The sequence below is a fragment of the Gammaproteobacteria bacterium genome (genome assembly GCA_011375345.1).
Classification (GTDB): Bacteria; Pseudomonadota; Gammaproteobacteria; order DRLM01; family DRLM01; genus DRLM01.
On record DRLM01000103.1, the window covers coordinates 1 to 24,326 of the forward strand.

Consider the following 24,326-nt stretch of genomic DNA (forward strand, 5'->3'; position numbering starts at 1 on the left):
GTTGCCGGCAAGTGGTTATTATTGTGTTAAAACAATCAGATAAAAAATCAGTTGGGAGAACAAGGGGGCGAAATGTGCGCGTCAATCCATTGACAGGGCAAGCACTGGCCGGGGCTTGCCGTTTCCGCTGCCGGTCTTTGGGGGCGCCATGAGCACGCTGGACGCCGCTTTGAATTCCAACACCGTGGTCAGTTCGGCCTCTGATCTTGGCCGTCTGTTCGGCGCGGCGGGCGAAGTGCCCGATATCCGCCTGGGGGAGATTCTCCTGGCCCGCCGGGTGATCTCCCGCGCCCAGCTCAGGGAGGCGCTGATCCGCCAGCGGGAGTTCAAAGGCCGGCACCTGGGTCAGATTCTCGTGGATATGGCGCTGGTCACCCAGGAACAGGTCAATGTGGCGCTGGCACTGAAGCTCGGCATTCCCTATGTGCGCCTTCAGGCCTTCGACCTGCCCATGACCATGCTGGCGCGCATTCCCGCTGAATTTGCCATTCACCATAACATCGTCCCCCTGGGGGAGGTGAACGGCAAGCTGGTGGTGGCCATGGAAAACCCTCTGGATCACACCGTCATCAGCGCCCTGCGCTTCAACACCAACGCCCGCTTCGAGCCGGTCATGGCCAGCGGCATGGACATTCGCCGCCTGCTGCAAAAGTTCTACAGCAAGCTGGAAGAAGACGAGGCCATGGAAGATTTGCAGGTGGATGCGGTGGGCACGCCCACCGAACCTGCGGAATCCATGCACCTCATGGAGCAGGAAGCCCAGCGCAAACCCATTGTGCGCCTGGTCAATGCCATCCTGGTGCAGGGGGTGACGCGCAACGCCTCCGACATCAACATCCGCCCGGAGAAGGACCGGGTGAACGTGTACTACCGCATTGACGGCAAGTTGCAATACTCCCGCACCCTGAACAAAAACCTGCTGCCTGCCCTCGTCAGCCGGATCAAAATCACCGCCCAGATGGACATCGCCGAGCGACGCCTGCCTCAGGACGGTCACGCCCGGCTGCAATGGGGCGCCAAAGGCATTGATTTGCGGATTTCCGTGGTGCCCACGGTCAAGGGCGAGAGCGTGGTGATCCGGATATTGGACAAAGAATCCGGCCTGCGTTCTTTGGAAGAACTGGGTCTTGCTGAAACCGAATACAAAATTGCGCGGCGCCTGATCAACCGCCCGCACGGCCTGTTTCTGGTAACCGGGCCCACCGGCTCCGGCAAGTCCACCACCCTGTACGCCATGCTCAACGAAGTGAAAAAGCGCAACGTGCATATTCTCACCGTTGAGGATCCGGTGGAATACGACATCGACGGCGTGGAGCAGGTGCAGACTTCCACCATCACCGGCTACACCTTTGCCCAGGCGCTCCGGCAGTTTTTGCGGCACGACCCGGACGTCATCATGATCGGCGAAATCCGCGATAACGATACCGCAGAAATCGCCAACAAAGCCGCGCTCACCGGGCATCTGGTGTTCAGCACCCTGCACACCAACGACGCCGCCAGCACCGTCTCCCGTCTGGTGGATATGGGGGTGGAGCATTACCTGCTCGCCTCCACCCTGCTCGGCGTGATGGCGCAGCGCCTGGTGCGCGTCAACTGCCCCCACTGCAAAGTGGAGGAAGAGGTGGACGACGGTCATCGCCAATACTTGGGCATTGCACCGGACGAAGTGTTCTACCGGGGGGAGGGTTGCGAGCACTGCAACCAACTGGGCTACCTGGGCCGCACCACCGTCTGCGAATTGCTGCCCGTCACGCCCCGCATCCAGCGGCTCATCGATCAGAAAGCCTCCGCCCAGGACATCAAAGAGACCGCCATCGAAGAGGGCATGACCCCCCTGGCAGACAACGCCCTGGCCCTGGCCCGGGAGGGCCGTACGTCGGTGGAAGAAGTGATTTCGGTGTTGTTGGAGAATCAGTAAGCAGTAAAAAGCAAAAAAAGAAAAAGGGGTCGAAGCCCTTGACAAGCAGAATGTTGACAAGGGGAATTGAGGTATTTTTGGATTGCCATGTTGTTCTATTCTGTTTCTGAACGCACTGCCCGCGCGCAGCGCACACCGCTGATCACGGCGCCTTCCAGGGTGGCGGGGTATCCCGTCGCGGTGTAATCTCCCGCCAGATACAGGCCTTTGACCGCAGTGACCTGGCCGGGCCGCAAGGCCTTGACGCCGCTGTGGCAGGAAAAGGTCGCGCGTTTTTCCCGGATGGCGTGAACGGTTTGGGGTGCCGGCCAGTGGGGGAACAGCCGGGCCAGTTCGTCGGTGATTTTTGCTTCCAGGTCTTTTTTACTCAGTGCCATGTGCGGGCCGGAACCGCTGATGACGGCGGCCATCCAGCCGCGTTTTCCGGCCGTGCCAAGGTCGAACAGCCATTGGGTGAGTCTGCCGTCGAAGCCGACCATGCCGCTGGTCAAACGCGTATCGGGCGGGTAGCGCACATAGACGGTGGTGATGGGTTCGTATTGAAAGCGGTTCAGGCCTTCGGCCAGGGTGCGCGTTGCGCTGTGGGGGCTGAGCAGGCGCGCGGCAGCCAGGGGGGGTGCGGCCAACACAATGTGCCGCGTTTTATGCGTGCCCGCCTGGGTGGTAAGACCGGCGATGCCCTGCTGATCCAGAGTCAGGGCCGAGACCCGCGTGCCCGTCAGCACTTTGCCGCCGTGTGAGTTGATGTAAGCGGCGGCGGGTTCGGGGAACAGCGCGCTTAAGTCTTGGGCCGGCAGCAGCAAATCGCTGTCCGCCCGGCGGCGGGCGAAGCTGTCGCGCAGCACCCGCAAAAAGACCTGGGTGGAGGCGTTTTCTATGGGCGTGTTGAGGGTGGCGAGGCAAAGCGGTGACCACAACAGCTGGACGACGCGCGCCGGCTGGGACTCGCGCGCCAGCCAGTCTTTCACCGGCAATTCTTCGTCCAGGGAAAACCGGCGCACCAGCAGGCGGGTGCAGAGCCCGAGCGCGGCCCGGCGCTCAGGCCAGGACCACCCTTTGGCCGTGGCCAGGGCCCAGGCCAGATGAAACGGGGCGGGAAGGCGCGGTGCGCCGAGCAGCAGATTCGGTCCCTCCGCGGCGCGCATGTCCCACTGCAAGGCCTGGCGGTGCAGCACGGTATTTTCGGCCACGCCGATCACAGTCATCAAACGCAGGGTTTCACGGTAGCCGCCGATGAGCAGGTGTTGGCCGTTGTCCAGCACGTCGCCCTCCACCGTCACCCGGCGGGCGCGGCCACCGAGTCGGGGTGCGGCCTCGAACACGGTGACGGGCATGCCCCCCTGACACAGTTCCACCGCGCAGGCCAGCCCTGCCCAGCCGCCGCCGATGATGGTGACGGACACGGACCGCTATGGCGCGCCGGCGGGCGCCTGGGACAGGTGACGGTGTTTTTCTTTTTGCGCCGTGCGCCAGGCGATCCACAGCTTGTGTAAGGGACTGAGCCGTACCCGGCCGGCCAGTACGGGATAGCGGCGTTTTTCTATGGTATCCAGCAGCGCCTGGTAGACGGCGGCCATGATCAGGCCCGTGCGCTGGGCGTAGCGGTCCTGGGCCGGCAGGTGGGCGAAGGCGCGTTGGTAGTACTGCCGGGCGCGCCGGGCCTGGTGGGCGAAGAGCTGGCGGCTGGCATTGCTGTCCCGGCCGTGGAGGATGTCATCGCGCGTCACGCCGAAGCGGTCCAGCTCTTCCTCAGGAAGGTACACCCGGCCGCGCTGGGCGTCTTCACGCACGTCGCGCAGGATGTTGGTGAGTTGAAACGCAATGCCGAGATCGTGGGCATATTTCAGCGTGCGGCGGTCCTGATAGCCGAAGACTTCCGCCGCCATCAGGCCCACCACCGAGGCAGCGCGATAGCAGTACAGCGAGAGTTCCTTGAAACTGCGGTAGGCGTTGCAGTCCAGGTCCATTTCCATGCCGTCGATGATTTCCTGGAAATATTCCTCCGGCAGGTCGAAATCCTGCAACACCTCCACCAGCGCCCTGCCCACGGGGTGTTCCGGTGCCCCTTGGAAAACCCGAGTCACTTCCGTCCGCCACCAGTTCAGCTTGGTGCGCGCCACATTCTCGTCATGGCATTCGTCCACCACATCATCCACTTCCCGGCAGAAGGCGTACAGGGCTGTAATCGCCCGCCGCCGCAGGGCGTCCAGAAACATAAAGCTGTAGTAAAAGCTTGAACCGCTGGCAGCGGCTTTTTGCTCGCAATACTCGTGGGGTGTCATCACATCGTTGGCAGTGGGTGCGTGAGGGCACGGTAAACGGAATAGGGGAGGGTTTCAAGTGGAGGCGTCCTCCGGCGCCTTGGGGCCGCTGGGCCGCGCCGGCGTCGGGCCACTTGTGTTGCAGGACTGCGCCGCGGCGGATGGACGCTGAGGCCTCGTGGCATGGGCGCACCCTGAAGTCCATGCAGATATTGTTGGAATTACGGGCTTTGGAGCTGTTCACGACAAAGTACGGTATTTCAACCAGCTATCCCTCCCGGTCAGGGTTTGGATCGGGCCGGCTAAGGGTTGGTTTCCCATGCCAGAGTGCGGGCATTTTGTCCGTCTTGCCCCCCTCCCGGCCCTACTTGTTGAAAGGTCTTTTCTCTACGAGCTTGCCGGGGAGCGCTGTGTAATCCCCCATTTTTTAGGGGAAAAAGTCCTGACGGCTTGACACTTGAGGAATGGACGTTTCAGAATTCAGGATCACAAACATCAGGACAGCGTCGAACGGGCCGTGCGGCTCTGCCACGGGGAAGTGGTATTTTTGCGGCGATTTGCTGAATTTTTATTTGTTTTCACTTTAACGGCAAGCTTATCCGGAGTTGGGCGGACGGTTTCATTTCTCAAAGCTGTGTGCGGTGCATGGCTGCACCCTGATTTATTAACCCGGCAATTAGGATTGTCGGGTTAATAGCGCGGCACAGGGATGTGCCGCCATTGGCGCAAGTCAATGTGAGCCCGCGAAATACCAGCCATTTCGCACAATGGCGCCCGTATTTCGCGGGCGGCAATCAAACAGGTCAGGACGACCTGTTTGATTGCCGGGTTAAGTAAGAGCATCTCATTTGGGAGGGGGGGTCTCGATGGCGTTGGAGATATTGCATGATGGGCGCGTACGCAGCGTGGTGTGGCAGGATCTGTGCGAATTGTCCACCTGGGATGTCGTAAAGGAACTGCTGATTTCCCTGCCCTGGCTGATTTTGTCCCTGGCGTTCGCTTATCACGAATGGTACCTGCCGGCCATGGGGGCGTCGTTTATGTTTTTTCTCTGCGGTCTGCGCCAGGTCCACAACGCGTTTCACTACGCCATTGGCATCAGCCGCCAAGCCCATGAATATTTCATGTTCCTGCTGAGTATCGTAATGCTGGGCTCGATGCATGCAGTTCAGTTCAATCACCTGCGTCACCACCGCTTCTGCATGAACGACGAAGACGTGGAGGCTGTCAGTGCCCGCATGGTGTGGTGGCGCGCGATTTTGTTCGGTCCTGAATTCACCTATCTGCTGCACAAAACCGCGCTGGAAAAGGGTGGTGTCCGCATTCGCCGGTGGGTCATCGCCGAGCTGGTGGCCAATGCCGTCTGGATCACGCTGGTGTTGTTGGTGTGGGACGTCGCGGTACTTCAATATCATGTCATCGTTATGCTGGTTGCCAATTGTCTGACGGCGTTTTTTGCCGTCTGGACGGTGCACCACGATTGCGACCGCACCCATTACATTGCCAGAACAGTGCGCGAGAAAATCAAGGCCATCATTACCTACAATATGTTCTATCACGTGGAGCACCATCTGTATCCCAAAGTGCCCACCTGCCGTTTGCGCATCCTGGCGGAACGGCTGGACAAGGTCGCCCCGGAATTACAGAAGATGAGGGTGTTTTAGGCGCATGTGGGCAAAGAGCGCCTGGCTCGCCGCGCTCATTCTTGGTGCCTTGGGGCTTGGGTTTGACCACCTGGCGCGGTTAAACCAGGCGCCTTTGTTCCTGGCCTTTCAACTTGCCTCCTTAACGGGTACGGGTTTTGCCGTGACTTCACTCTGGGGCAAGGTGCAAGGGCCTGTGCTACGGGCAGTGGTGGTGGTGGGGGCCTTCATTGTCTGGCGCGTGTCTTATTTTCCCATTATGGTCTTCGCCGGCTGGGTTGCCACGCTGGGGGAATGGGTGGCGGTACAGCTCGATGTCGTGCCGGTAGTCATCTATCCCACTTTTTTTCTCGCCATGGCGCTGATGAACTGGGCCGCAGTGATGGCGGGGGGAAGACTGCTTTACACAAAGAAGCTCAGGTGGGCCCCGCTGGCCGTCAGCGCCTTTGCGATTGCGTGCCTGGTATCATTCACCTCCAGCGAGGACTGGACTGTCCTGCCGGACTACAATTTTGCGATCACACAGCCCGCGCCGGCTTATTTCCCTCCCGTCGGTAATCCTTATTACGAGGCCGTGGGCAGGCCGCAATATAATCTGGCCGAGGATGTGCTGCTGTTCGCCTCGGGTGCCATGTATTCGTTCATTCCCAGCGGGCCGTGGAGTAGCGCGGTGAAGGGATATCTGGAACAGGCCTTTCGCGACATGCCCAAGGCTTCCAGCGCCCGCAGGGTGACAGAACACTACGTTGCTTTTCGTTCGGCGCAGTCATTTATCAATGCGCCTGTGCTGCCACAGTCGAGAAACGCGGTGTTGGCCGGCTCCCCCGGGCTCAGGCGCTGATGAGCGTCCGGGCGGCCCGCTGCATTCTGGTGTTGGGGGCGGGTGGTACCTTGGGGCAGCTGCTTTGTGAATTGCTGCGAGAAGAACTTCCCGACGCCGAGATCATTGGCGCTTCGCGCAGTGCCGGCCTGACCGGCGGGCGGGCGCAGCGCTATCTGGACATCAACGAACCCGCCAGCTACGGGGCGGCGCTTGCGGGTGTCCGGTTGCTGATTCACGCGGCCGGACCTTACCATCACGACCCCGGTCCCCTGGTGAGCGCGTGCCTCAATAATGGCACGCACTACATCGATCTGGCGGAAGATCTGCATTTTATCTCCAAGGTCAAGGCGGCCGCGGCCGCTGTCAGCGGGCCACGCAGCGTCGCTGTGCCCGGGTGCTCCACGGTGCCCGCCCTGGTGGAGTTGTTGAGTTCCACGTTTCCAGGTGGTGGCGGGAAGAGGCTGGAGGTTTATCTCAGTCTGGGATCCCGCAATCCGGTCAGTGGTGGTTTGCTTTTCGGTTTGCTACGGCCTTTGGGGTGTCCGCTCGGCCACGGGTCAGACAATGGCCGGAGAGCGTTTCGTCAACTGCGTCGTTATCGGCACCACGATGGCGTGGTGCGCAGCTATGGGCGCTATCCCATACCCTTTGATGGCGCTGTCGGCCTTGCGCGTGGCGCTGTGCCGGTGGAATTTTACGTGGGCTTCGACCGGCATTATATCAACGCCATCTTGTGGCTGGCGAGTTATGTCATGCCTCATGTCTCCTCACCCCTGTTAAGGCGTGCCACCTGTCCTGCTGTGGCTGTGGCAAGATTTGCGCGCCGCCTTGGCACGGATGAAGGGCATTTGTTGCTGTCGCTTTGTGATGCCTGGGGACGGCCTGTGCGGGAACTGGAAGTGATTGCGAAAAAAGAGGGCCTGAAAATACCGGCCGCTCCCGCGCTGTGGGCCAGCAAAGCGCTGTTGGCGGGCGGGAACAATCTTCCCCCCGTCCCGGGCCTGGTGGATTTGATGGCCGCGGATGAGGCCATAGAATGGTTGACCCGGCGGGGCTACCAGGTGGAACGGCGGCAGTTCAGTGAGCCGGCTGATGTTCACTGATCAACCCGGCAGTCAAACAGCTCGTCCCGAGCGTTTGATGGTCACCTGTGAAGTGAATCAAGTGAACGATGATGCCGGTCAAATCATCCCGTTGTATTCTGGACATCCACTGCCTGCCATGGCCGATGTGGCCCGATCCAAATTGAACGGCAGCAACATTTTTGCAGTGTGCCACCGCCCGCGCCCAGGGTGATCCCGGTGCGCGGCAGGCCCAGTCGCATGATGTTGGTTTTCGGTGCGCGCAGGCATCCACAATGCGATGCTGTGGCTGCAAGCCTGATCGCGCCGGAATGTCTGGCGCCGGGGCACTAGGCGCTTTGGGCGTCGTCGCTGTTACCGTAGATCAGTGTCAAGGGGGTTTTGGCGAGTCCTTTTTCCAAAAACCTTGCCAGTTCATCCGCCGGCAGGGGATGGCTGAAGAGAAAGCCTTGCAATTCGTCGTAGCCGTATTCACGCAGGTATTTCACCTGTTTGTGATCTTCCACCCCCTCGGCCACGAGTCTGAGTTCCAGGTCGCGCGCCAACACCGCTATGGCGGAGGCAATGACGGCATCTTTTCCGTCTCGGGCAAGGCCGGAGATAAATGAGCGGTCCACCTTGAGGTAGTCCACGGGGAAGTGTTTGAGGCAGCTCAAGGAGGAATAGCCGGTGCCGAAATCGTCGATGGACAGGGTCACACCCAGCGCTTTCAGTTTCTCCATGATGTGGATCGCTTGTTCGGCATTGTCCACCAGCAGGCTTTCAGTCAGTTCCAGTTCCAGGTACTTGGGCGCCAGGCCGCTTTCTTTCAATGCGCTTTCCACACAGGTGACAAAGCTTGTGCTGCGAAACTGGCGGGTGGAGACGTTTACGGAGATTCTCACTGGCGCGATGCCTTGTTCCTGCCATGCCCGGTTTTGTCTGCAGGCGGTGCGCAATACCCATTCGCCCACGGGGATGATCAGTCCCGATTCTTCCAGGAAGGGGATGAAGTCGGCGGGGGGGACCGTGCCTGTTCCGGGGCGCTGCCAGCGCAGCAAGGCTTCGATGCCCACTACTTTTTTGTCGTCGCAGGCCACCTTGGGCTGGTAGTACAGCTCGAATTCATTCTGGCTCAGGGCCCGCTGCAGCGCGGTTTCGAAGGACAGGCGTTGAGCGGCGCTTTCGTTTAAATCCTGAGTGTAAAATTCGTAGCGCCTGCCGCCCCATTGTTTCGCGCGGTACATGGCGGCTTCGGCGTTTTTTACGAGCTTTACCGGGTTCATGTCGTCTCTGGGGAAGATGGCGATGCCTATGCTGGCTGTCACGATCAGCTCTTGCCCCGCCAGCTCAATGGGGTCTGCCAGACACGAGACAATGCGTTGGGCCACAACGGCCGCACTTTCTGCTTCGCCCAGATTTTCCAAGATGACGGCGAATTCGTCGCCGCCCAGGCGAAACGCCAGATCCGACTCTCTTATCGCGTTGCCCAGCCGTCGTGCCACGATCTTCAGCAGTAGGTCGCCTTGGTCGTGACCCAGGCTGTCGTTGATCAGTTTGAAGCGGTCCAGGTCCAGGCACAACACGCCGAAGTCGCTGCGGGCGCGTCGCGCCCGTTTGACCGATTCTCCCAGCCGTTCGCTGAAATGAGTGCGGTTCGGCAGCCCGGTGAGTACATCGTGATTGTTTTGGTGGCGCAGTTGCGCCCGGTGTTCCCGATGTATTTTTTCCTGCCGGACGATGATGCGTTCGGCGCGGCGAACGATGCTGAGCAGGACCAGATAAAGAAGCGAGGTGACCAGCAGTACGCCGGCTCCCATTCTCAGTTGTGCAGTGTGGATACGGCGGGTCAGGGGCGTGACATCGCTGGATAAAACAAGGACTGCCGCGGGCTCGTCGGTATTGTGCGACCTCAGGGGGAAATAAGATGCAATGATGTCCCGCGCTGCCTGATCGGTGGTGAAATCCACTGCGGATTGGCCGCCCAGTGCCCGTTGCCAGCCGTGGCGGTCGCTGAGCCGGGTGCCCGCCGCCTCCCCGGCAGTGGAGAATACCACCCAGCCGGATGGGTTGAGGATGTCGATCCGGGCAAGTCCCAGCGCCCGCAGGCGGTCGCGGGCCGCGGCCGCCAGGGCCGCGTATTGGGGCTGGGTGTTGAAGTCGCCAAAGGGTGAGTGGCCAGTGGCCTTGACGAAGGCGGCGTAGTCCGGCCAGATGGATTCTGAGACGATGCCGGCATAGCCGGCGTGAGCGCTGCGCTGCTGGGCGATCAGTTCCTCCATGGCCAGTTGGCGATAGAGCAACACCAGGGCCACCAATATGACTCCGGTGCCGACGATGCTGGCGATGGAAAAATAGCGGCTGAGTTTGAACATGGTGATTGTCGCGTTGCTGGGCGCTGCCCGGACCGGGGCATCGCGAACTGCCCCGGAGGCGCGCTCAAACCGGCATGGCGGCCGTTTGTGCCGATTACTGGTTTGTCGGCAGCCGGGGGGAAGGTTTTAGTCAGGGCTTGTGTGTGACTTTGGCGTATGGAAGGGCGCTACAAATGCTCGCTGTAGCTGCCGTCACCAGTGATGACGCATACCGGCATATGGGGCGTGTTGTGCGCCCATCCCATCCGGCCTTGGTGGTCCACCATTATGAGTCCCGCCTCGGCGTCCGTGTGGCGGTAGAAATCCACCAGGGCTTCGTTCACCACCGCAGCGGGATCGAAAGTGGTACGCATGATCTCCAGGGCCATGCGCGCCAGTCCGGTTCGGATGATGGCTTCCCCCAGGCCGGTACAGGAAACGGCGCCGTGCTCGTTGGCGCAGGTGCCACAGCCGATCAGAGCGGAATCACCGATGCGTCCGGGCAGCGCGCCCATAATGCCGCCAGTGGAGGTGGCGGCGGCGGTGCGCCCTTCGTTGTCCACCGCCACACAGCCGACAGTGCCGTATTTTCTCTCCCAGCGGCTGCGTTGCCGGGGGACCACCAATGCGTCCTCGGCGCACAGCGTGAGCGCGTTGTGCCTGGCGAATTCGAGGGCCCCGTCCCCGCAGAGCAATACGTGTTCACCGTCTTCCAGCACGGCCCGGGCGACGGCAATGGGGTTTTTCACTTTGGTGACTGCGGCGACGGCGCCACAGCGCAGGGTATGCCCCTCCATCAAAGATGCATCCATCTGCACATGGCCGCACCGGTTCAGGGCGGAACCGGTGCCGGCATTGAACAGGGGATTGTTTTCCAGCGTTTCCACGGCGCTTTGCACAGCGTCCAGGGCTGACGCCCCCTGCTGCAGCCGCTGCCAGCCGCGGCGCGCGCCATCCCGGCAGGCCAGCAGATAAGCGCTGGCGTTTTCTCTGATGCGGCCGACACCGCCGTGCACGATGATTGTGGGGGCAGGGTGTGAACTCATAATTGATCATCCTAGGGTGGAAGACGCCGCCCGGCGCCGGCCGTCCGTAGCGGGTTTGAAGCTGCGGGCGCCGTGTGTCACGTATCAGCCCGTATTGGGAAAGCATAGTAACAGCATATGCCGCTTTGCAAAGGCCACCATTTGTCAGTACGATTGCGGTGGGTTGTGCCGCCATTGGCGCAAGTCAGTGCGAGCCCGCGAAATACCAGCCATTTCGCACAATGGCGCCCGTATTTCGCGGGCGGCAATCAAACAGGTCAGGACGACCTGTTTGATTGCCGGGTTAATAAGATCAATGATTCCAATGACATCTCAGAGCTCAAGCTCAAGGCCCTGCTGGTGGAGTATCGGCGCCACGGGGAACGCAGCGCGGCAGACGGCATGGATGAATCCGGGTGGACGAGGGACTGTAAGCAGGCGCCCATTTCATCACCCCCCTGTCTACTCCGAGGAAAAATAAACAGGGCCGTAGTAGGCCCGGGCTTGGCCGGCGCTGTCATCGGTGTCTGTCATCAGTGCCACGGCGTGGATGTGGGACACGTTCTCTCCGAACCAGCGCCGGAAGTCATCCCGCACATTGCGCCGCTCACTGCGCCATTGGCCCGCGTGGGCCGCGCCGCTTTCCAGTGCGACCATGTGGGCGCGATGGGTATAGGGGTTGGGCCAGGCATCCCCCGCCGGGGAAGTGTTGGCCCACACGTAATTGATGGCCTTGGTGCGCCAGAACAACAGGCCGCCGGAGACGATCACATAGACCCGGGCGGCAAAGTCGTCACCGCTTTTCTCCCGCTCATGCAGTTTTCCCAAGGTGCCTTCCACCCTCCACGACCAGTTGAGATAGGGTGTGCGTTCCAGGTCAATCTCGATTTTTCGCACCAGGCCCGAGGCGGCGGCATGGCTGTCGGCCCGCAGGGCGGGGCGGTCGCCGTCCTGGACCAGGCGATAGCGGGTCTGTCCCTGGAAGGCCTTGTTTTCCCAGCCCGCCAGGCTGCGGCCGTCAAAGATTTCGATGATTTCGCCGCCCGGCACGGGTGGGGCGGAGCAGGCGGCGGCCAGCACCGCGAGGTGTACAATTCTTGACAGCCGTCTCAAGAGGGTTGGGGGCGTGTTCATCCATGGACAATAACGTTGCGTCGCCGGGGGGCGATGTGGTGCGCCTCGGCGTGAGCAGTTGTCTGCTGGGCCACGCTGTGCGCTACGACGGTCATCATAAAGCCGATGCCTATATTCTGGGTACCCTGGCCCGGGTGTTTGAGTTGGTGCCGTTTTGTCCCGAGGTCGCCGCCGGCCTGGGCGTGCCGCGCCCGCCGGTGCGCCTCAGCGGCGATCCCAGCGCACCCCGCGCCCGGGGGGTGGACGACCCCGGCCTGGATGTGACCGCGGCGCTGAGACAATACGGCCGTGACACCGCCCGCCGCCTGGGGGATATCAATGGCTTCATTTTCAAAAGCCGCTCCCCCAGTTGCGGCATGGCAGGGGTCAAGCTGTATCCCGACTGCGGTCCGCCCCGGCCGCGGGGGGTGGGCCTGTTCGCCCGCGAGATCATGGCGGCCCGGCCGTTGTTGCCGGTGGAGGAAGAGGAGCGGCTGGGCGATCCGCTCCTGCGGGAGAATTTCATCGAGCGGGTATTTGCCCACCGGCGCTGGCAGGCCTTGCTGGCGGGGCGGCTGAGCGCGGCCAGATTGCTGGATTTTCATGCCGTTCACAAGCTGGCGCTTATGGCCCATGGCCCGGGGTGTTTCCGCGAGCTGGGCCGGTTGCTGGCCGGCGCCGGCCGCCAGCCGGTGCGGACGGTGGCGGCCGACTACGGCGTGCGTTTCATGGCGGCGCTCACGCACCGCGCCACGCGCAAGCGCCACACCAAAGTGTTGCGGCACATTCTGGGCTGCTTCAAAAAGAAGCTGGACCGTGACGACGTGGCGGAACTTTTGGAAGTCATCGACGCCTATCGCCTGGGCGAGTTGCCCCTGCTGGTGCCCGTTGCGTTGTTCCGGCACCACTTGCGCCGCCATCACCACCCCTACCTCGCCCGGCAGACCTACCTCAACCCGGAGCCGCGCGAGCTGATGTGGCGCGGTCTAGCCTGAGGCTGTCCGAAGCTCAGGTGGACACCGGCAGGCTCAACAGATCTTCATTGAAATACATGTGAATCCAGATACTGGCCGCGTAACCCAGGGCGATGGCCCAGGCCCATTTCAAGTGCCGGAAAAAGGTATAGATGCCGCGGGCCTGCCCCATCAGGGCCACCCCGGCGGCGGAGCCGATGGACAACAGGGAGCCACCCACGCCGGCGGTCAGGGTCACCAGCAGCCACTGGCCCAGGGACATGTCCGGATTCATGCTGAGGACAGCGAACATGACCGGGATATTGTCCACGACGGCCGACAGAATGCCCACCAGCACATTGGCCCAGGTGGGTCCCAGATCAACGTACATGGTTTCCGATACCAGAGCCAGATAGCCGATGGTACCGAGTCCGCCCACGCACATAATGACCCCGTAGAAAAACATCAGGGTGTCCCATTCCGCGCGTTTCATGCTGATGAAGATGTCGAAGGGCTGGTGGCGCGGCTTGTAGTTTTTCAGCAGGGTGCTGTCTTTCACGTCCAGTTGTTCCGGTGACGCGGTTTCGTTCCAGTGGGCCAGTTCGTAACGGCGCAGCCGGTAACCGTAGAGCTTGAGCAGGCCCAGGCCCGTCATCATGCCCAGCACCGGCGGAAAATGGAGGAAATTGTGGAAGGACACGGCCATGACGATGGTCAGGGCAAACAAGGCGATGATCACATAGCCGCCGGGCTTGACGGTTACCGTTTCGCGCAGGGCCTGCGGTTTGGCCCGGGGTACGGCAAAGGACATGATGAAAGCGGGAACTAGCCAGTTGACCAAAGAGGGGATGAAGAGGTCGAAAAACTCTTTGAAGTGAACGATGCCCTTCTGCCACACCATCAAGGTGGTAATGTCGCCAAAGGGGCTGAAGGCGCCGCCGGCGTTGGCGGCCACCACGATATTGATGCAGGCCACCGAGATGAAGGCGGCGTTGCCGGCACCCACGGTCATGACCACGGCGCCCATGATCAGGGCCGTGGTGAGATTGTCCGCCACCGGGGAGATGAAAAAAGCCAGTACCCCGGTGACCCAGAAAATGGTGCGCAGGGACAGGCCCGAGGACACCAGCCAGGCACGCAGGGCATCAAACACATTGCGGTCTTGCAAGGTGTTGATGTAGGTCATGGCTGCCAGCAGGAACAACAGCAGCTCCGCGTACTCCAGCAGATTGTGTTTGAGCTGCGCGGCGGCATAGCTGGTATCCCCGTGCATGGCGTAGGCGATGCCCACCAGTGCCCAGATGATGCCGGCCGCGACGATAACCGGTTTGGATTTGCGCAAATGCAGGAATTCTTCGGCGATGACGAAACCGTAGGCGATGACAAACAAGACCAGGGCCGCGATGCCGAAGCCGGAAGCGGTCAGATCCAGGGCGGGCCCTTCGCCGCCGCCGGCCGCCAGGGCCGGCGTTGAAAAGGTGCCGAGCGTGCCTGAAACACTCACCAGGCGGAACCACAAACTTTTGCTCATGTTTTTGGACATCCTCAACTGTCAGACGGCCGAAGGGCGAATGTTTTCCTTCAGCCTTCACATGCACCCGGTGAGCCTACCCAGCGAAAACCAAAGCACGTAAAATACGCGCCGGATTTTGACAGCTTCCGGTGCCGCGGTCCAGACAAGAGCGCCGGCTAGCTTAAGATAGCAACAACCACTTGTTGCGGGCGGCCGGTGCCGGTCCGTTGCAAGATGAGTCTCGGAACCCTCTTATGAAATCCCTCTGCCAGCGCATTGCCCAACACCCGAAATTCGAGTTCTTTATCGTTGGCCTTATCGTCCTCAACGGCGTGATCATCGGTCTGGAGACTTCGCCGGCGATCATGGCGCAGTACGGGGCAGGGCTGGAGTGGGGCAACCGGCTCATCCTCGGGGTTTTCATCATCGAAGCGGTGATCAAGATCACCGCTGTGGCGCCCCGGTGGCGGTGCTACTTTGGCAACGGCTGGAACCTGTTTGACTTTAGTGTGGTGGTGTTGTCCCTGATTCCCGCCAGCGGCCAGTTTGCCATGGTGGCGCGTCTGGCCCGCCTGCTGCGGGTGATGCGCCTGATTTCGGTGGTGCCGGAACTTCGCCTCATTGTCGCCACCCTGGTGCGGTCCATTCCCAGTATGGGTAACATACTGCTGCTCAGCGTGATTTTCTACATCTATGCCGTGGCCGGCTACCATCTGTTCCACGAGCACGACCCCACCCACTGGCGCACCCTGGGCATCTCCCTGCTCACTCTGTTTCGCGTGGTCACCCTGGAGGACTGGACCGATGTTATGTACACGGCCATGGACATGCATCCCTGGTCCTGGGTGTATTTCGTGAGCTTTGTGGTGGTGGGCACTTTCGTGGTGATCAACTTGTTCATCGCCGTGGTGTTGAACAACCTGGAGGAAGCCAAGGCCGAGAGCCTCAAAGCGCTGCGTCAGCCCGTCACCCGGGATCAGATCCTTGACGAGTTGCACCACACCCAGGAAGCACTGCGCCGCCTGCGGGCGCAGCTTGAAAGAGCGGAGCAGGGCGAATAAGCCGTTCGTTCATGCCGCCGGACGTCGCCTCGATCCGCCCGTGAAATCGGGATGTCAAGCGGTGTGTTGGGATGGGACGGGAGGGCTGCTGGGACCCCGCGCCACTTTTCTCTGCCCTGTATGCCCAGCCAAAAGCCGGACCTCATACCGCCTTATCCCTGTTTGATAGCATTCGGTTCCCATTGCCACGATTCGGTAGTTTCCCCAACCCCCTGATGAAATGAACTCAAATAAGCGATGTGGAAATCGTACTGTTCCAGGTGAGTCCGCCGGGATTTCCTGCCGGCTGGCAAGGGGCGTTGGTGCCATTCCTTTCCCGCAGGCCGGGTGGCCGGGCCCGCCTGGCCGGGAAGAACTCTCCTACAATGATAAACAGGTGTGGTTTGTGCCCGGCCGTTCTCCGGTGGCCGGGACCACAGCGTCAGATCTCCTTTGTGCCCACTTTCTGTAAGTATATAATCGCGAGGGCGCGGCAGGGAGGGGCGTGTTCCCGGGGCGCTTGTGCGTCATTGTCAAGGCCGGGAAGGCTCCTGATCAGCATTTAAGGAAAAAAATCATGAACGAATATGCACCCGGCTGGAACGCCATCCCGGCTCCCTCCAGAACGGAAGTGCTGGCGTTTCTGCAGGCCTGTTCCTGCGGCGTGGTGGCCTTCGATGAAAACGGGCGGGTGAGCTTTGCCAACAAGGCTGCCGAACGGATGTTCGGTGTTGGCGAAGCGGCGGTGGCGGGCCGGTTGCTGGTGGATCTGTTTGCGCCTGCTGCGCGGAACGCCGTCGCCGCGGAGCTGCAGAAACTCGGCCGGCGGCGCCGGGCCATCCATGCCGGCGCCACGTTGGAACTCAGCGTCGGTGGCGAAAGCGCCGCGGCAACACCGGTGGCGGTGTCCTTTAACCGCATACGGAACAAAAACGGCACGCTGGCTTTTTGTTTCCTCGAAGACATCAGCGAACGGGTGGTTTTGCACCGCAAGCTGTACGAGCAGTCCATCACTGATTCGCTCACCGGCTTGTACAACCGCCGTTATTTTGATCAGCGCCTGACGGAGGAATTCAAGCGCGCCAAGCGTTACCGGCGGCCCTTTGCCGTCGTCATCATCGATATCGACGGCTTCAAGCAAGCCAACGATTCCTACGGCCACAGCTTCGGCGATGAGATGCTGCTGAAGGCCCGGGACGCTTTTCTCAAGGTATTGCGCAACGGCGATACCGTCTATCGCTACGGCGGCGACGAGTTCGCCATGCTGCTTCCCGAATCGGCGAAGGAAGGTGGCATTGAAGTGGCCGAGCGTCTGCGCAGCCGTTTTGCCCGTCATTGCGTGGCGCGCGAGAAGCGCATCAGACTGACCCTCAGCGTGGGAATCGCCGCTTATCCCGAGGACGGTTCCAATGAAAAAGGCCTGATCGGCGCCGCTGACCGGCGCATGTACCATTCCAAGGAAAACGGCGGCAACCTCATCACCGCGCACGATCCCCACGAGCATTTCGAGGGCGACACCGAAGCCCTGCTCCGGTCGCTGACGACGCTGGTTCATCTGATGGAGAAAAACCGCGGTTTCGGGGCCTTGAAAGGCATCAGCCACTCCCAGGAAATCCGGGCCCTCAGTGTTGAAATCGGGCACCGTCTTGGGCTGCCCGAAGAACGCTTGTATTTGTTGGAGCAGGCGTCCATGCTGCACGACATTGGCACGATCCATATTTCCAACGCCATCATGCGCAAAAAAGGCAGACTGACAAAAAAAGAACGGCAGGAGCTGGAAAGGCACACGCTCATCGGCGAGGAAATCATCGGCATGATTGTCACCGACAACCAGGAGGAACTCAGCGCGTTGAAAAGCATCGTTGCCCAACACCACGAATGGTACAACGGTAAAGGCTATCCCCGCGGCCTGAAAGGGGATGAAATCCTGCCCGAGGCCAGAATCCTGGCCGTGACCGATGCCTACAACGCCATGACCACCAGGCGGCCCTATCGCAAACCCTTGTCCCGAAAAGAGGCGTTCAAAGAGCTTCGTCGTTGCGCGGGAACGCAGTTTGAACCTGGTATCGTTGCACTGTTGATCGAACTGCAAGGCGCCAGCCGGGTTTACTAATCCGGCAACAAAAACTGGCGGGAAAATGTCGCGGTACAGGGAGGTGCCGCCATTGGCGCCAGCCACTGGGAGCCCGTGAAATACCCGCCATGTCGCAAGATGGCGAGCGGATGATTTAGCGGGTGACCATCAAACAGCTCAGGATGAGCTGTTTGATGGCCGAGCCAATAGCAGCTTGTTGAAAAAACTCCGTTTTCCAACAAGCTGTTAAGGGATGCTAAGGAGAGAGACGATGGAAAACGATAAAACACGCCTCCAGGCCATCATGGCGGACCAGCAGCCCGCCCCCCGGGGAGAGGCCCTGCGCAGTCTGGTGGAAGCCTTCAAGGCCCGGCTGGACTTCGGTTCAGCGAGAAAACTGCTGGCCAAGGCGCAAGAGCAGGGTGCCGCCGGTGACTGGCTGGTGCAACAGCGGGCGCTGTGCACGGCCAAGGATGAAGAGCTGCCCTTCGACGCCCGTGCCGCCGAGGCCCTGGCCCTGCTCGACAGTATCGGTCTGCGCGACCCGGATCACGCTGCGGCGAAGACCCTGGAATTGGGCGGTGCGGTGTGCCAAAGCCGGTGGGAACGTCGCGGCCGGGTGGAGGATCTCTACCAGGCCCTGTCGTTCTACCGGGCTGCCTGGGCGCGCGATCCGGGGGAGGATCGCGGTTGTGGCGGTGTCAAGGGGGCTTATCTGCTCGATGTGCTCGCCGCCCGGGCCGCGGCGGCGGTGGCGCGCAGCGGCGCGCAGCCAGCAGATGACCCCGAAGTCCGGGATTTGCGAGGCCAGGCCCGGGCCTGGCGCGAAGCCATGCGCGAGACGCTGGCAGAGTTGCACCAGGACGCGGCTGACGCCTACGACTTGCTGGCGGTTCAGGCCGAGGTGGCCTTCGGCCTGGAAGACTACGCCCGGGCGGGTGATTATCTGGCCCGGGCCCGCGCCACCAAGCCACCCGAGTGGCGCGTGCAGGCCACGTTCAAGCAACTGCTTTCCCTGGGCCGCCTGCAGGGGCATGTGCCACCGCCGGAAGGGAGTGAACCCCGGACCTGGGCGCCGCCGTGGCAGGCCCTTCATCGTTTTCTGCCGGACGCTGCCGGGGCGGCTTTGTCGGGTCACCGGGGCAAGCTCGGTTTGTCCTTGTCGGGCGGTGGCTTTCGCGCCTCGTTGTTTCACCTCGGTGTGCTGGCGCGCCTGGCCGAGGTCGATGCCCTGCGCGCTGTGGAGGTGCTATCCACCGTCTCTGGCGGCAGCATCGTCGGCGCCCACTATTATCTGGAGGTACAACGCCTGTTACAGAGCAAAGCGGATCATGAGATCACCCGCGCCGATTACATCACCATCGTCCGGCGTCTGATCACGCGTTTTGTCAACGGTGTACAGCGTAATTTGCGCACCCGCACCCTGGCGGATTTCGGTGCCAATCTGCGCATGATATACAGCCGCGAGTATTCCCGCAGTCATCGCATCGGCGAGTTGTACGAGTCGGAACTCTACGCCTGCATCGGCGACGATGAGACGCCCCGCACCGAACCGCGTACCATGAACGAGCTGCTCATCACTCCGGCGGACCATCCGGTCCCGGATGAGCCTTTCAAGCCCAGGTATTCCAACTGGCGGCGCCGGGCGCGGGTGCCTGTCTTGCTGCTGAATGCCACGTCGCTCAACACCGGTCACAGTTGGCATTTCACTGCCCGCTGGATGGGGGAGCCGCCGGACTTGATCGGGCCGGAGGTGGATGTCAACGAACGTTACCGCCGCCTGTGGTACCAGCAGGCCCCCAAGGCGGAACACAAGGGCTATCGTCTGGGTTATGCTGTGGCGGCTTCCGCCTGCGTGCCCGGATTGTTCGAGCCCTTGAGCCTGGAGGGTTTGTATCCCGAGCGCACCGTGCGCCTGGTGGACGGCGGGGTGCACGACAACCAGGGCGTCGAGGGCCTGCTTGCGGAAGGGTGCACGCTGATATTGTGCAGTGATGCCTCCGGTCAGATGGACGACCAGAACCAGCCTTCCAACAGTGTGCTGGGGGTGCCGCTCAGGGCCAACAGTATCCTCATGGACCGGGTGCGCGAAACCGAATACCAGGATCTCAGGGCGCGTCTGGACAGCCAGGCCTTACAGGGGGTGTTCTTCATCCACATGAAAAAAGAGCTGGACACCCGGCCGGTGGACTGGATCGCTTGCGACGATCCCACGGTGGCGGCCGCTGCCACATCCGGCGTCACGTCCTATGGCGTGGACAAAGATCTGCAACGCAAGCTGGCGAATCTGCGCACCGATCTTGATTCCTTTTCTGAGGTGGAAGCCAGTTCGCTGATGCTGAGCGGATATTTGATGACAGCCCGCCAGTTGGAGATACTGGACGAGCAATATCAGCGCAGCCGGCAGGCGGGCAGCTGGGGCGGTTTTGATATCCACGCGCCGCGGCAGGACTGGCCGTTTAGGAAGCTGGAAGAACTTCTTGCCCTGGCGCCCGACAGTGATGATCCACGGCGTCGTGATCTGGGGCGGCAGCTGGAAGCGGGTTCGGCCTTGTTTTTCAAAGTCTGGAAGCTGGTGCCGGCGTTGCGGCGCAGCGCCGTGGGAGGAGGCATCGTCCTGGCCGTGGCGGCGCTGGCGTGGGTGGTCCGTTCCTGGGACGTTTCCCTGGAATGGAGCATGACAGTGGGCGGCGCAGCACTGTTGCTGCTGGCGGTCGCAGGCGGGGCCGTGATACCCCTGCTGTCATGGCTGCAGCCCCGGCGGGCGGTGAAAAATTATCTGGGCAGGGTGTTTGCGGCTTTGCTGGGCTATGTGCTGCTGGGTGTGCATCTGACGGTCTTCGACCCCATGTTCATCAAGCGGGGCAAGCTGCGCAAACTGCTCAGCCTGAAGTAAGCAAAGTTCGGAGAACACATGGAGTACAAGGCTTATACACTGCACAATTTTCGCACCATCCCCCAGACCGGCGTTTTGAGCGAAGAACAGTTGTTTGATATCGAAGTGGTGGGGCGGGTGCTGCCGTTCAAGACCAATAGCTTTGTCGTTGAGCACCTGATCAACTGGGACAAGGTGCCCAATGACCCCATGTTTGTCCTTACTTTTCCCCAGCGGGACATGCTGGCGCCGTCGCACTATCAGGAAATCGCCGGCTTGCTGCGGCAGGGGGCTGACAACAAGACCATCAGGCCGGTGGCCGAGCGGATCCGGCGCTCGCTCAATCCCCATCCCGCGGGGCAGGGTGACCTCAACCGGCCGGCGCTCAATGACGAAACCCTGAGCGGCATGCAGCACAAATACGCCCAGACAGTGTTGTTCTTTCCCAGCCAGGGTCAGACCTGCCATGCGTATTGCACGTTTTGTTTCCGCTGGCCCCAGTTCACCGGTACGCCGGAGTGGAAATTCGCCAGCCGCCAGAGCGCCGGCCTGCTGGCGTACCTGCACCAGCACCCCGAGGTCAGCGATGTGTTGTTCACCGGCGGCGACCCGCTCATCATGTCGGTGAAAAACCTGGCGGCCTATATTGAGCCCTTGCTCAGCGCCGACCTGCCCCAGCTGCGTCGTATCCGCATCGGTACCAAGGCGCTCAGTTACTGGCCGTATAAATTCACCCGCGGCGAGGAAGCCGGCGAACTGCTGGCCTTGTTTCGCAAAGTGGTGCGCTCAGGCAGGCATCTGGCGCTGATGGCCCATATCAACCATCCGGTGGAACTGGAATCTCCCGCGGTGAGAGAGGCCATCGCGCGGGTGCGGCAGACCGGGGCGGAGGTCCGGTGCCAGTCCCCCTTGTTGAAATACATCAACGACGATTCCGCCCTGTGGCAGCGCATGTGGAACGCCCAGGTGAACTTGGGATGTATCCCTTACTATATGTTCATGTCGCGTGACACCGGCGCCCAGGATTATTTCGCCGTCCCGTTGGTGCGGGCATGGCGGATTTTTTGCGAGGCGTATCAAAATGTCAGCGGCCTGTGCCGTACCGTGCGGGGGCCGAGCATGTCCGCCAATCCCGGCAAGGTTCAAGTAATGGGCGTGGCGGAAATTGCCGGTGAGAAAGTCATCGAACTGCGGCTGATTCAGGCACGCAATCCGGCCTGGACGCAATCGCCTTTCTTCGCCCGCTATGACGAGAACGCCATTTGGCTGGACGATCTCCAACCGGCCTTCGGCGACGAGGAGTTTTTCTATGAGCGGGAACTGCGGCGGATGAGCTGCGCACGTCGCACAGACCTGCGCCTGGGCGGTCAGGAGCCGTTTTTGCAAAAGGCCAGCAACAGGCTGGTGTAAGACAATCCCCGGGCAGGAGGCGGGGCTGCCCCGCTCCCGCTCGCAAATTCATCGCGCGGGGCGCCGGCTCATCGTGCTAGAAGCCGCACCGATGCCGGGTCTGCGTGTGGCAAGAGGTCCGGACGGGCTTGGACGCCGGCCTGCCGGGAGCCCGCCATGACAGGCGTTTTATTAACCCGGCAATTAGGATTGCCGGGTTAATAATAATCCGAGTCCCGGGAGGGCAAGGGCCACCCATGGCACCTTTCAGACGAGCTGTTAATGAACAGTGTGGCAGATGCCGATATTGACCGTGCTGGATACGCCATTTATCATCCTGTGCCCATGAAACGCCTCCTGGCCTTATTGTTATTGCTGGCGAATCTCTCTGCCGCCGCCGCCTACGCCTGGGACAGCCATCCCGAGGCGTGGGCAGGGCATGGGCCGGCGGCAGTGACGGGGATGCTTGATGGTCATCATCTTCCGCTCCCGGCCGGCACCCACCACGGCGATCACTGTTGCCACGGTGCCGCTCATCTCACCGGCATCATCGCCCATGACACGGCGTTGCCGGTGGGGCTTTGCCCGCGTCTGGCCATGTCGTCCGAGCGGTGCCTGTTGCCCTCTTATGTTGCCCCCCTGCTGAGACCTCCCATCGTCTGAAACCTGTCACCGCCCCGCGGCGCCGCGTCCAGTGTGCGGTGCCAGCTCTTCTCGTCTTTGGTAAGGATTTCAGATGTCTACAAAATACTGCCTGTGGGCGGGTCTTGCCGCCTGCCTGGCCTCGCCCCTGTGGGCGACGCCCGATCTCCAGCGCCCTGCCGCGCCGGACAGCAACCGGCAGGGCAATGCCCCGTTGCGTGCCTTCGTGGAGCGCCTTTGGTCAGACAGCCCCGCAGTGCAGGGCGCGCAAGCGGCAGCAGCGGCCGCCACGGCACAAGCTGCCGGGGCGGCGCGTCCTTTGCACAATCCCTCCCTGGCGCTGGATGCCGAACGCACAGACGTGACCACCGCCAGCATCGGCGTCAGTCAAACACTGGACTGGAGCGACAAGCGCAGCGTCCGTCATGACCTTGCCCTCAGCGAAGTTCAGATCGCCGAGGCGGAGCTGGCGGCCACGCGGCGTCGTGTGGCCGCCGAGGCCCTGGACGCGCTGGTGGCCTATGAAACTGCCGGCAAAATACAGACCCTGGCGCAGCGCCGCGCCCGCCTGATGCAGCGTTTTGCCGACACTGTGGAGCGGCGCTACCGCGCCGGTGACATGGGGGCTTTGGATCGCGCCCTGGCCCGGCTGGCCTACAGCGAGGCCCTGATGCAGCAGGCCGCGCGTGAGAGCGAACGGGCGCAGGCCGAGGCGGCTTTGCGGGCGGTGAGCGGCTTTGATGTGGCCCACTGGCCCCGCCTGCCCGAGGTGTTCCGGCCGCCGTCGGAGCCGGCACCGCCTGACGTCCTGATCGGGCGTTTGCCCGAACTGCAAGTGCTGCAAAGCCGGTTGACGGTGGCCGCAGCCCGCTTGCGCCTGGCCCGCAAGGAACGCCGCCCGGATCCTACCGTCGGACTGCGGGCCGGCCGGGAGGGTGGCGAGGCCCTGCTGGGTCTCAGCCTGGAATTGCCGCTGTTTGTGCGCAACGATTTTTCTGAAGCCGTACAGGCCGCCGCCCACAGCCAGGGGCAGCAAGAGCAGGCGTACCGGGAGGCCCGCCGCCGCGCCCTGGCCCGCTACCAAGGCGCCCTGGCACGCTTTAAAAACGCCTTTGGCGCCTGGAACACCTGGGTGGCCACCGGCCAGCAGGCACATCGTGAACAAATGGACCTCTTGGAGCGGATGTGGCAGGCCGCTGAACTCACTGCCACGGAATATCTCGTTCAGGCGCGGCAAAACGTGGACACTCAGGCCGCTGCCATGACCCTGAGGGGGCAGGTGTGGCACGCCGCCATCGCCTATCTCGCCGCGTCGGGCCGGCTCGAAACGTGGCTGGGTTTGGCAAAGCTCCCCGCCGGCCAGAGCGCACCGGCCGCCCGCCGCTGAATACAGCGCTCTCATTCCCGAAAAACCGTGCCGAAACCACCCGCGCCTGTGCGTCGGGGGTGGTGGGTGCAGCAAACCGCAAGCTGGAGTCCGAATCATGAAGAACACAATCGTTTTGTTGACGTTATTGAGCCTGGCCGGCTCCGGCGTGGTTTTGGCCGAAAAGGGTCACGACCACGCCGACGGGCTGGATGATTTCAGTGGCATCGAAATGGAGGAGTCCCACGGCCACGAAGAAGAGGGTCACGATCACGA

Annotated in this window: 16 protein-coding genes and 2 pseudogenes; 12 read left to right on the top strand and 6 right to left on the bottom strand. The window is 61.8% G+C overall.

The window, feature by feature from the left end; genetic code table 11:
• Positions 1-148 precede the first annotated feature (148 nt).
• Positions 149-1,918: a type II/IV secretion system protein gene (locus tag ENJ19_07610; GenBank protein HHM05594.1), complete on the top strand. Its 1,770-nt coding sequence runs from the start codon at positions 149-151 to the stop codon at positions 1,916-1,918.
• A gap of 95 nt (positions 1,919-2,013) precedes the next feature.
• Here the strand turns inward: ENJ19_07610 and ENJ19_07615 are convergent, their stop codons facing one another.
• Both ENJ19_07615 and hpnD read right to left on the bottom strand, forming a co-directional pair.
• Complete coding sequence (locus tag ENJ19_07615) at positions 2,014-3,321, bottom strand: FAD-binding protein (protein HHM05595.1); 1,308 nt, start codon at positions 3,319-3,321, stop codon at positions 2,014-2,016.
• Positions 3,322-3,327: 6 nt separating this feature from the next.
• The gene (gene hpnD / locus ENJ19_07620) at positions 3,328-4,200 is read right to left on the bottom strand and encodes a squalene synthase HpnD (GenBank protein HHM05596.1); all 873 of its coding nucleotides are present in this window, start codon (positions 4,198-4,200) and stop codon (positions 3,328-3,330) included.
• Between the two features lie 845 nt (positions 4,201-5,045).
• On the opposite strand from hpnD, the gene ENJ19_07625 reads away from it, so the two are divergent.
• The 3 genes from ENJ19_07625 to ENJ19_07635 are packed head-to-tail and all read left to right on the top strand — an operon-like array spanning position 5,046 to position 7,748.
• A complete protein-coding gene (locus ENJ19_07625) occupies positions 5,046-5,843 on the top strand; it encodes a fatty acid desaturase (protein ID HHM05597.1) in 798 nt (265 codons plus the stop codon).
• Between the two features lie 4 nt (positions 5,844-5,847).
• Positions 5,848-6,663 (top strand): hypothetical protein, encoded by an 816-nt coding sequence (locus tag ENJ19_07630; protein ID HHM05598.1) that lies wholly within the window; start codon positions 5,848-5,850, stop codon positions 6,661-6,663.
• The gene (locus ENJ19_07635; protein ID HHM05599.1) at positions 6,663-7,748 is read left to right on the top strand and encodes a hypothetical protein; all 1,086 of its coding nucleotides are present in this window, start codon (positions 6,663-6,665) and stop codon (positions 7,746-7,748) included. Before ENJ19_07630 ends, ENJ19_07635 begins: the two co-directional genes overlap by 1 nt.
• Positions 7,749-8,056: 308 nt before the next feature.
• Here ENJ19_07635 and ENJ19_07640 read toward each other — a convergent pair whose 3' ends face one another.
• The 3 genes from ENJ19_07640 to ENJ19_07650 all read right to left on the bottom strand — a co-directional run bounded on the left by ENJ19_07640 (position 8,057) and on the right by ENJ19_07650 (position 12,219).
• On the bottom strand, positions 8,057-10,081 hold the full coding sequence (locus ENJ19_07640) for an EAL domain-containing protein (GenBank protein HHM05600.1): 2,025 nt from the start codon (positions 10,079-10,081) through the stop codon (positions 8,057-8,059).
• Positions 10,082-10,248: 167 nt separating this feature from the next.
• The gene (locus ENJ19_07645) at positions 10,249-11,106 is read right to left on the bottom strand and encodes a peptidase T (protein ID HHM05601.1); all 858 of its coding nucleotides are present in this window, start codon (positions 11,104-11,106) and stop codon (positions 10,249-10,251) included.
• A 441-nt stretch (positions 11,107-11,547) separates the two neighbouring features.
• Positions 11,548-12,219, bottom strand: a complete 672-nt coding sequence (locus ENJ19_07650) for a DUF3047 domain-containing protein (protein ID HHM05602.1) — start codon at positions 12,217-12,219, stop codon at positions 11,548-11,550.
• A 2-nt stretch (positions 12,220-12,221) separates the two neighbouring features.
• Between ENJ19_07650 and ENJ19_07655 the strand changes: the two genes are divergently transcribed.
• Positions 12,222-13,193, top strand: coding sequence for a DUF1722 domain-containing protein (locus ENJ19_07655; GenBank protein ID HHM05603.1), 972 nt, complete (start codon positions 12,222-12,224; stop codon positions 13,191-13,193).
• A 13-nt stretch (positions 13,194-13,206) separates the two neighbouring features.
• Here ENJ19_07655 and ENJ19_07660 read toward each other — a convergent pair whose 3' ends face one another.
• Positions 13,207-14,682, bottom strand: a complete 1,476-nt coding sequence (locus ENJ19_07660; GenBank protein ID HHM05604.1) for a sodium:proton antiporter — start codon at positions 14,680-14,682, stop codon at positions 13,207-13,209.
• Between the two features lie 236 nt (positions 14,683-14,918).
• Here ENJ19_07660 and ENJ19_07665 point away from each other — a divergent pair, with 236 nt between their 5' ends.
• The 7 genes and pseudogenes from ENJ19_07665 to ENJ19_07695 all read left to right on the top strand — a co-directional run bounded on the left by ENJ19_07665 (position 14,919) and on the right by ENJ19_07695 (position 24,326).
• Complete coding sequence (locus ENJ19_07665) at positions 14,919-15,725, top strand: ion transporter (protein ID HHM05605.1); 807 nt, start codon at positions 14,919-14,921, stop codon at positions 15,723-15,725.
• A 556-nt stretch (positions 15,726-16,281) separates the two neighbouring features.
• A complete protein-coding gene (locus ENJ19_07670) occupies positions 16,282-17,817 on the top strand; it encodes a diguanylate cyclase (GenBank protein HHM05606.1) in 1,536 nt (511 codons plus the stop codon).
• A 232-nt stretch (positions 17,818-18,049) separates the two neighbouring features.
• Positions 18,050-20,674, top strand: a complete 2,625-nt coding sequence (locus tag ENJ19_07675) for a patatin family protein (GenBank protein HHM05607.1) — start codon at positions 18,050-18,052, stop codon at positions 20,672-20,674.
• Between the two features lie 18 nt (positions 20,675-20,692).
• Positions 20,693-21,976, top strand: a pseudogene (locus tag ENJ19_07680) (lysine 2,3-aminomutase).
• Positions 21,977-22,324: 348 nt separating this feature from the next.
• A complete protein-coding gene (locus tag ENJ19_07685) occupies positions 22,325-22,705 on the top strand; it encodes a hypothetical protein (protein ID HHM05608.1) in 381 nt (126 codons plus the stop codon).
• Positions 22,706-22,778: 73 nt separating this feature from the next.
• A complete protein-coding gene (locus ENJ19_07690) occupies positions 22,779-24,071 on the top strand; it encodes a TolC family protein (protein ID HHM05609.1) in 1,293 nt (430 codons plus the stop codon).
• 160 nt (positions 24,072-24,231) lie between these two features.
• A pseudogene (locus tag ENJ19_07695) lies at positions 24,232-24,326 on the top strand (DUF2796 domain-containing protein).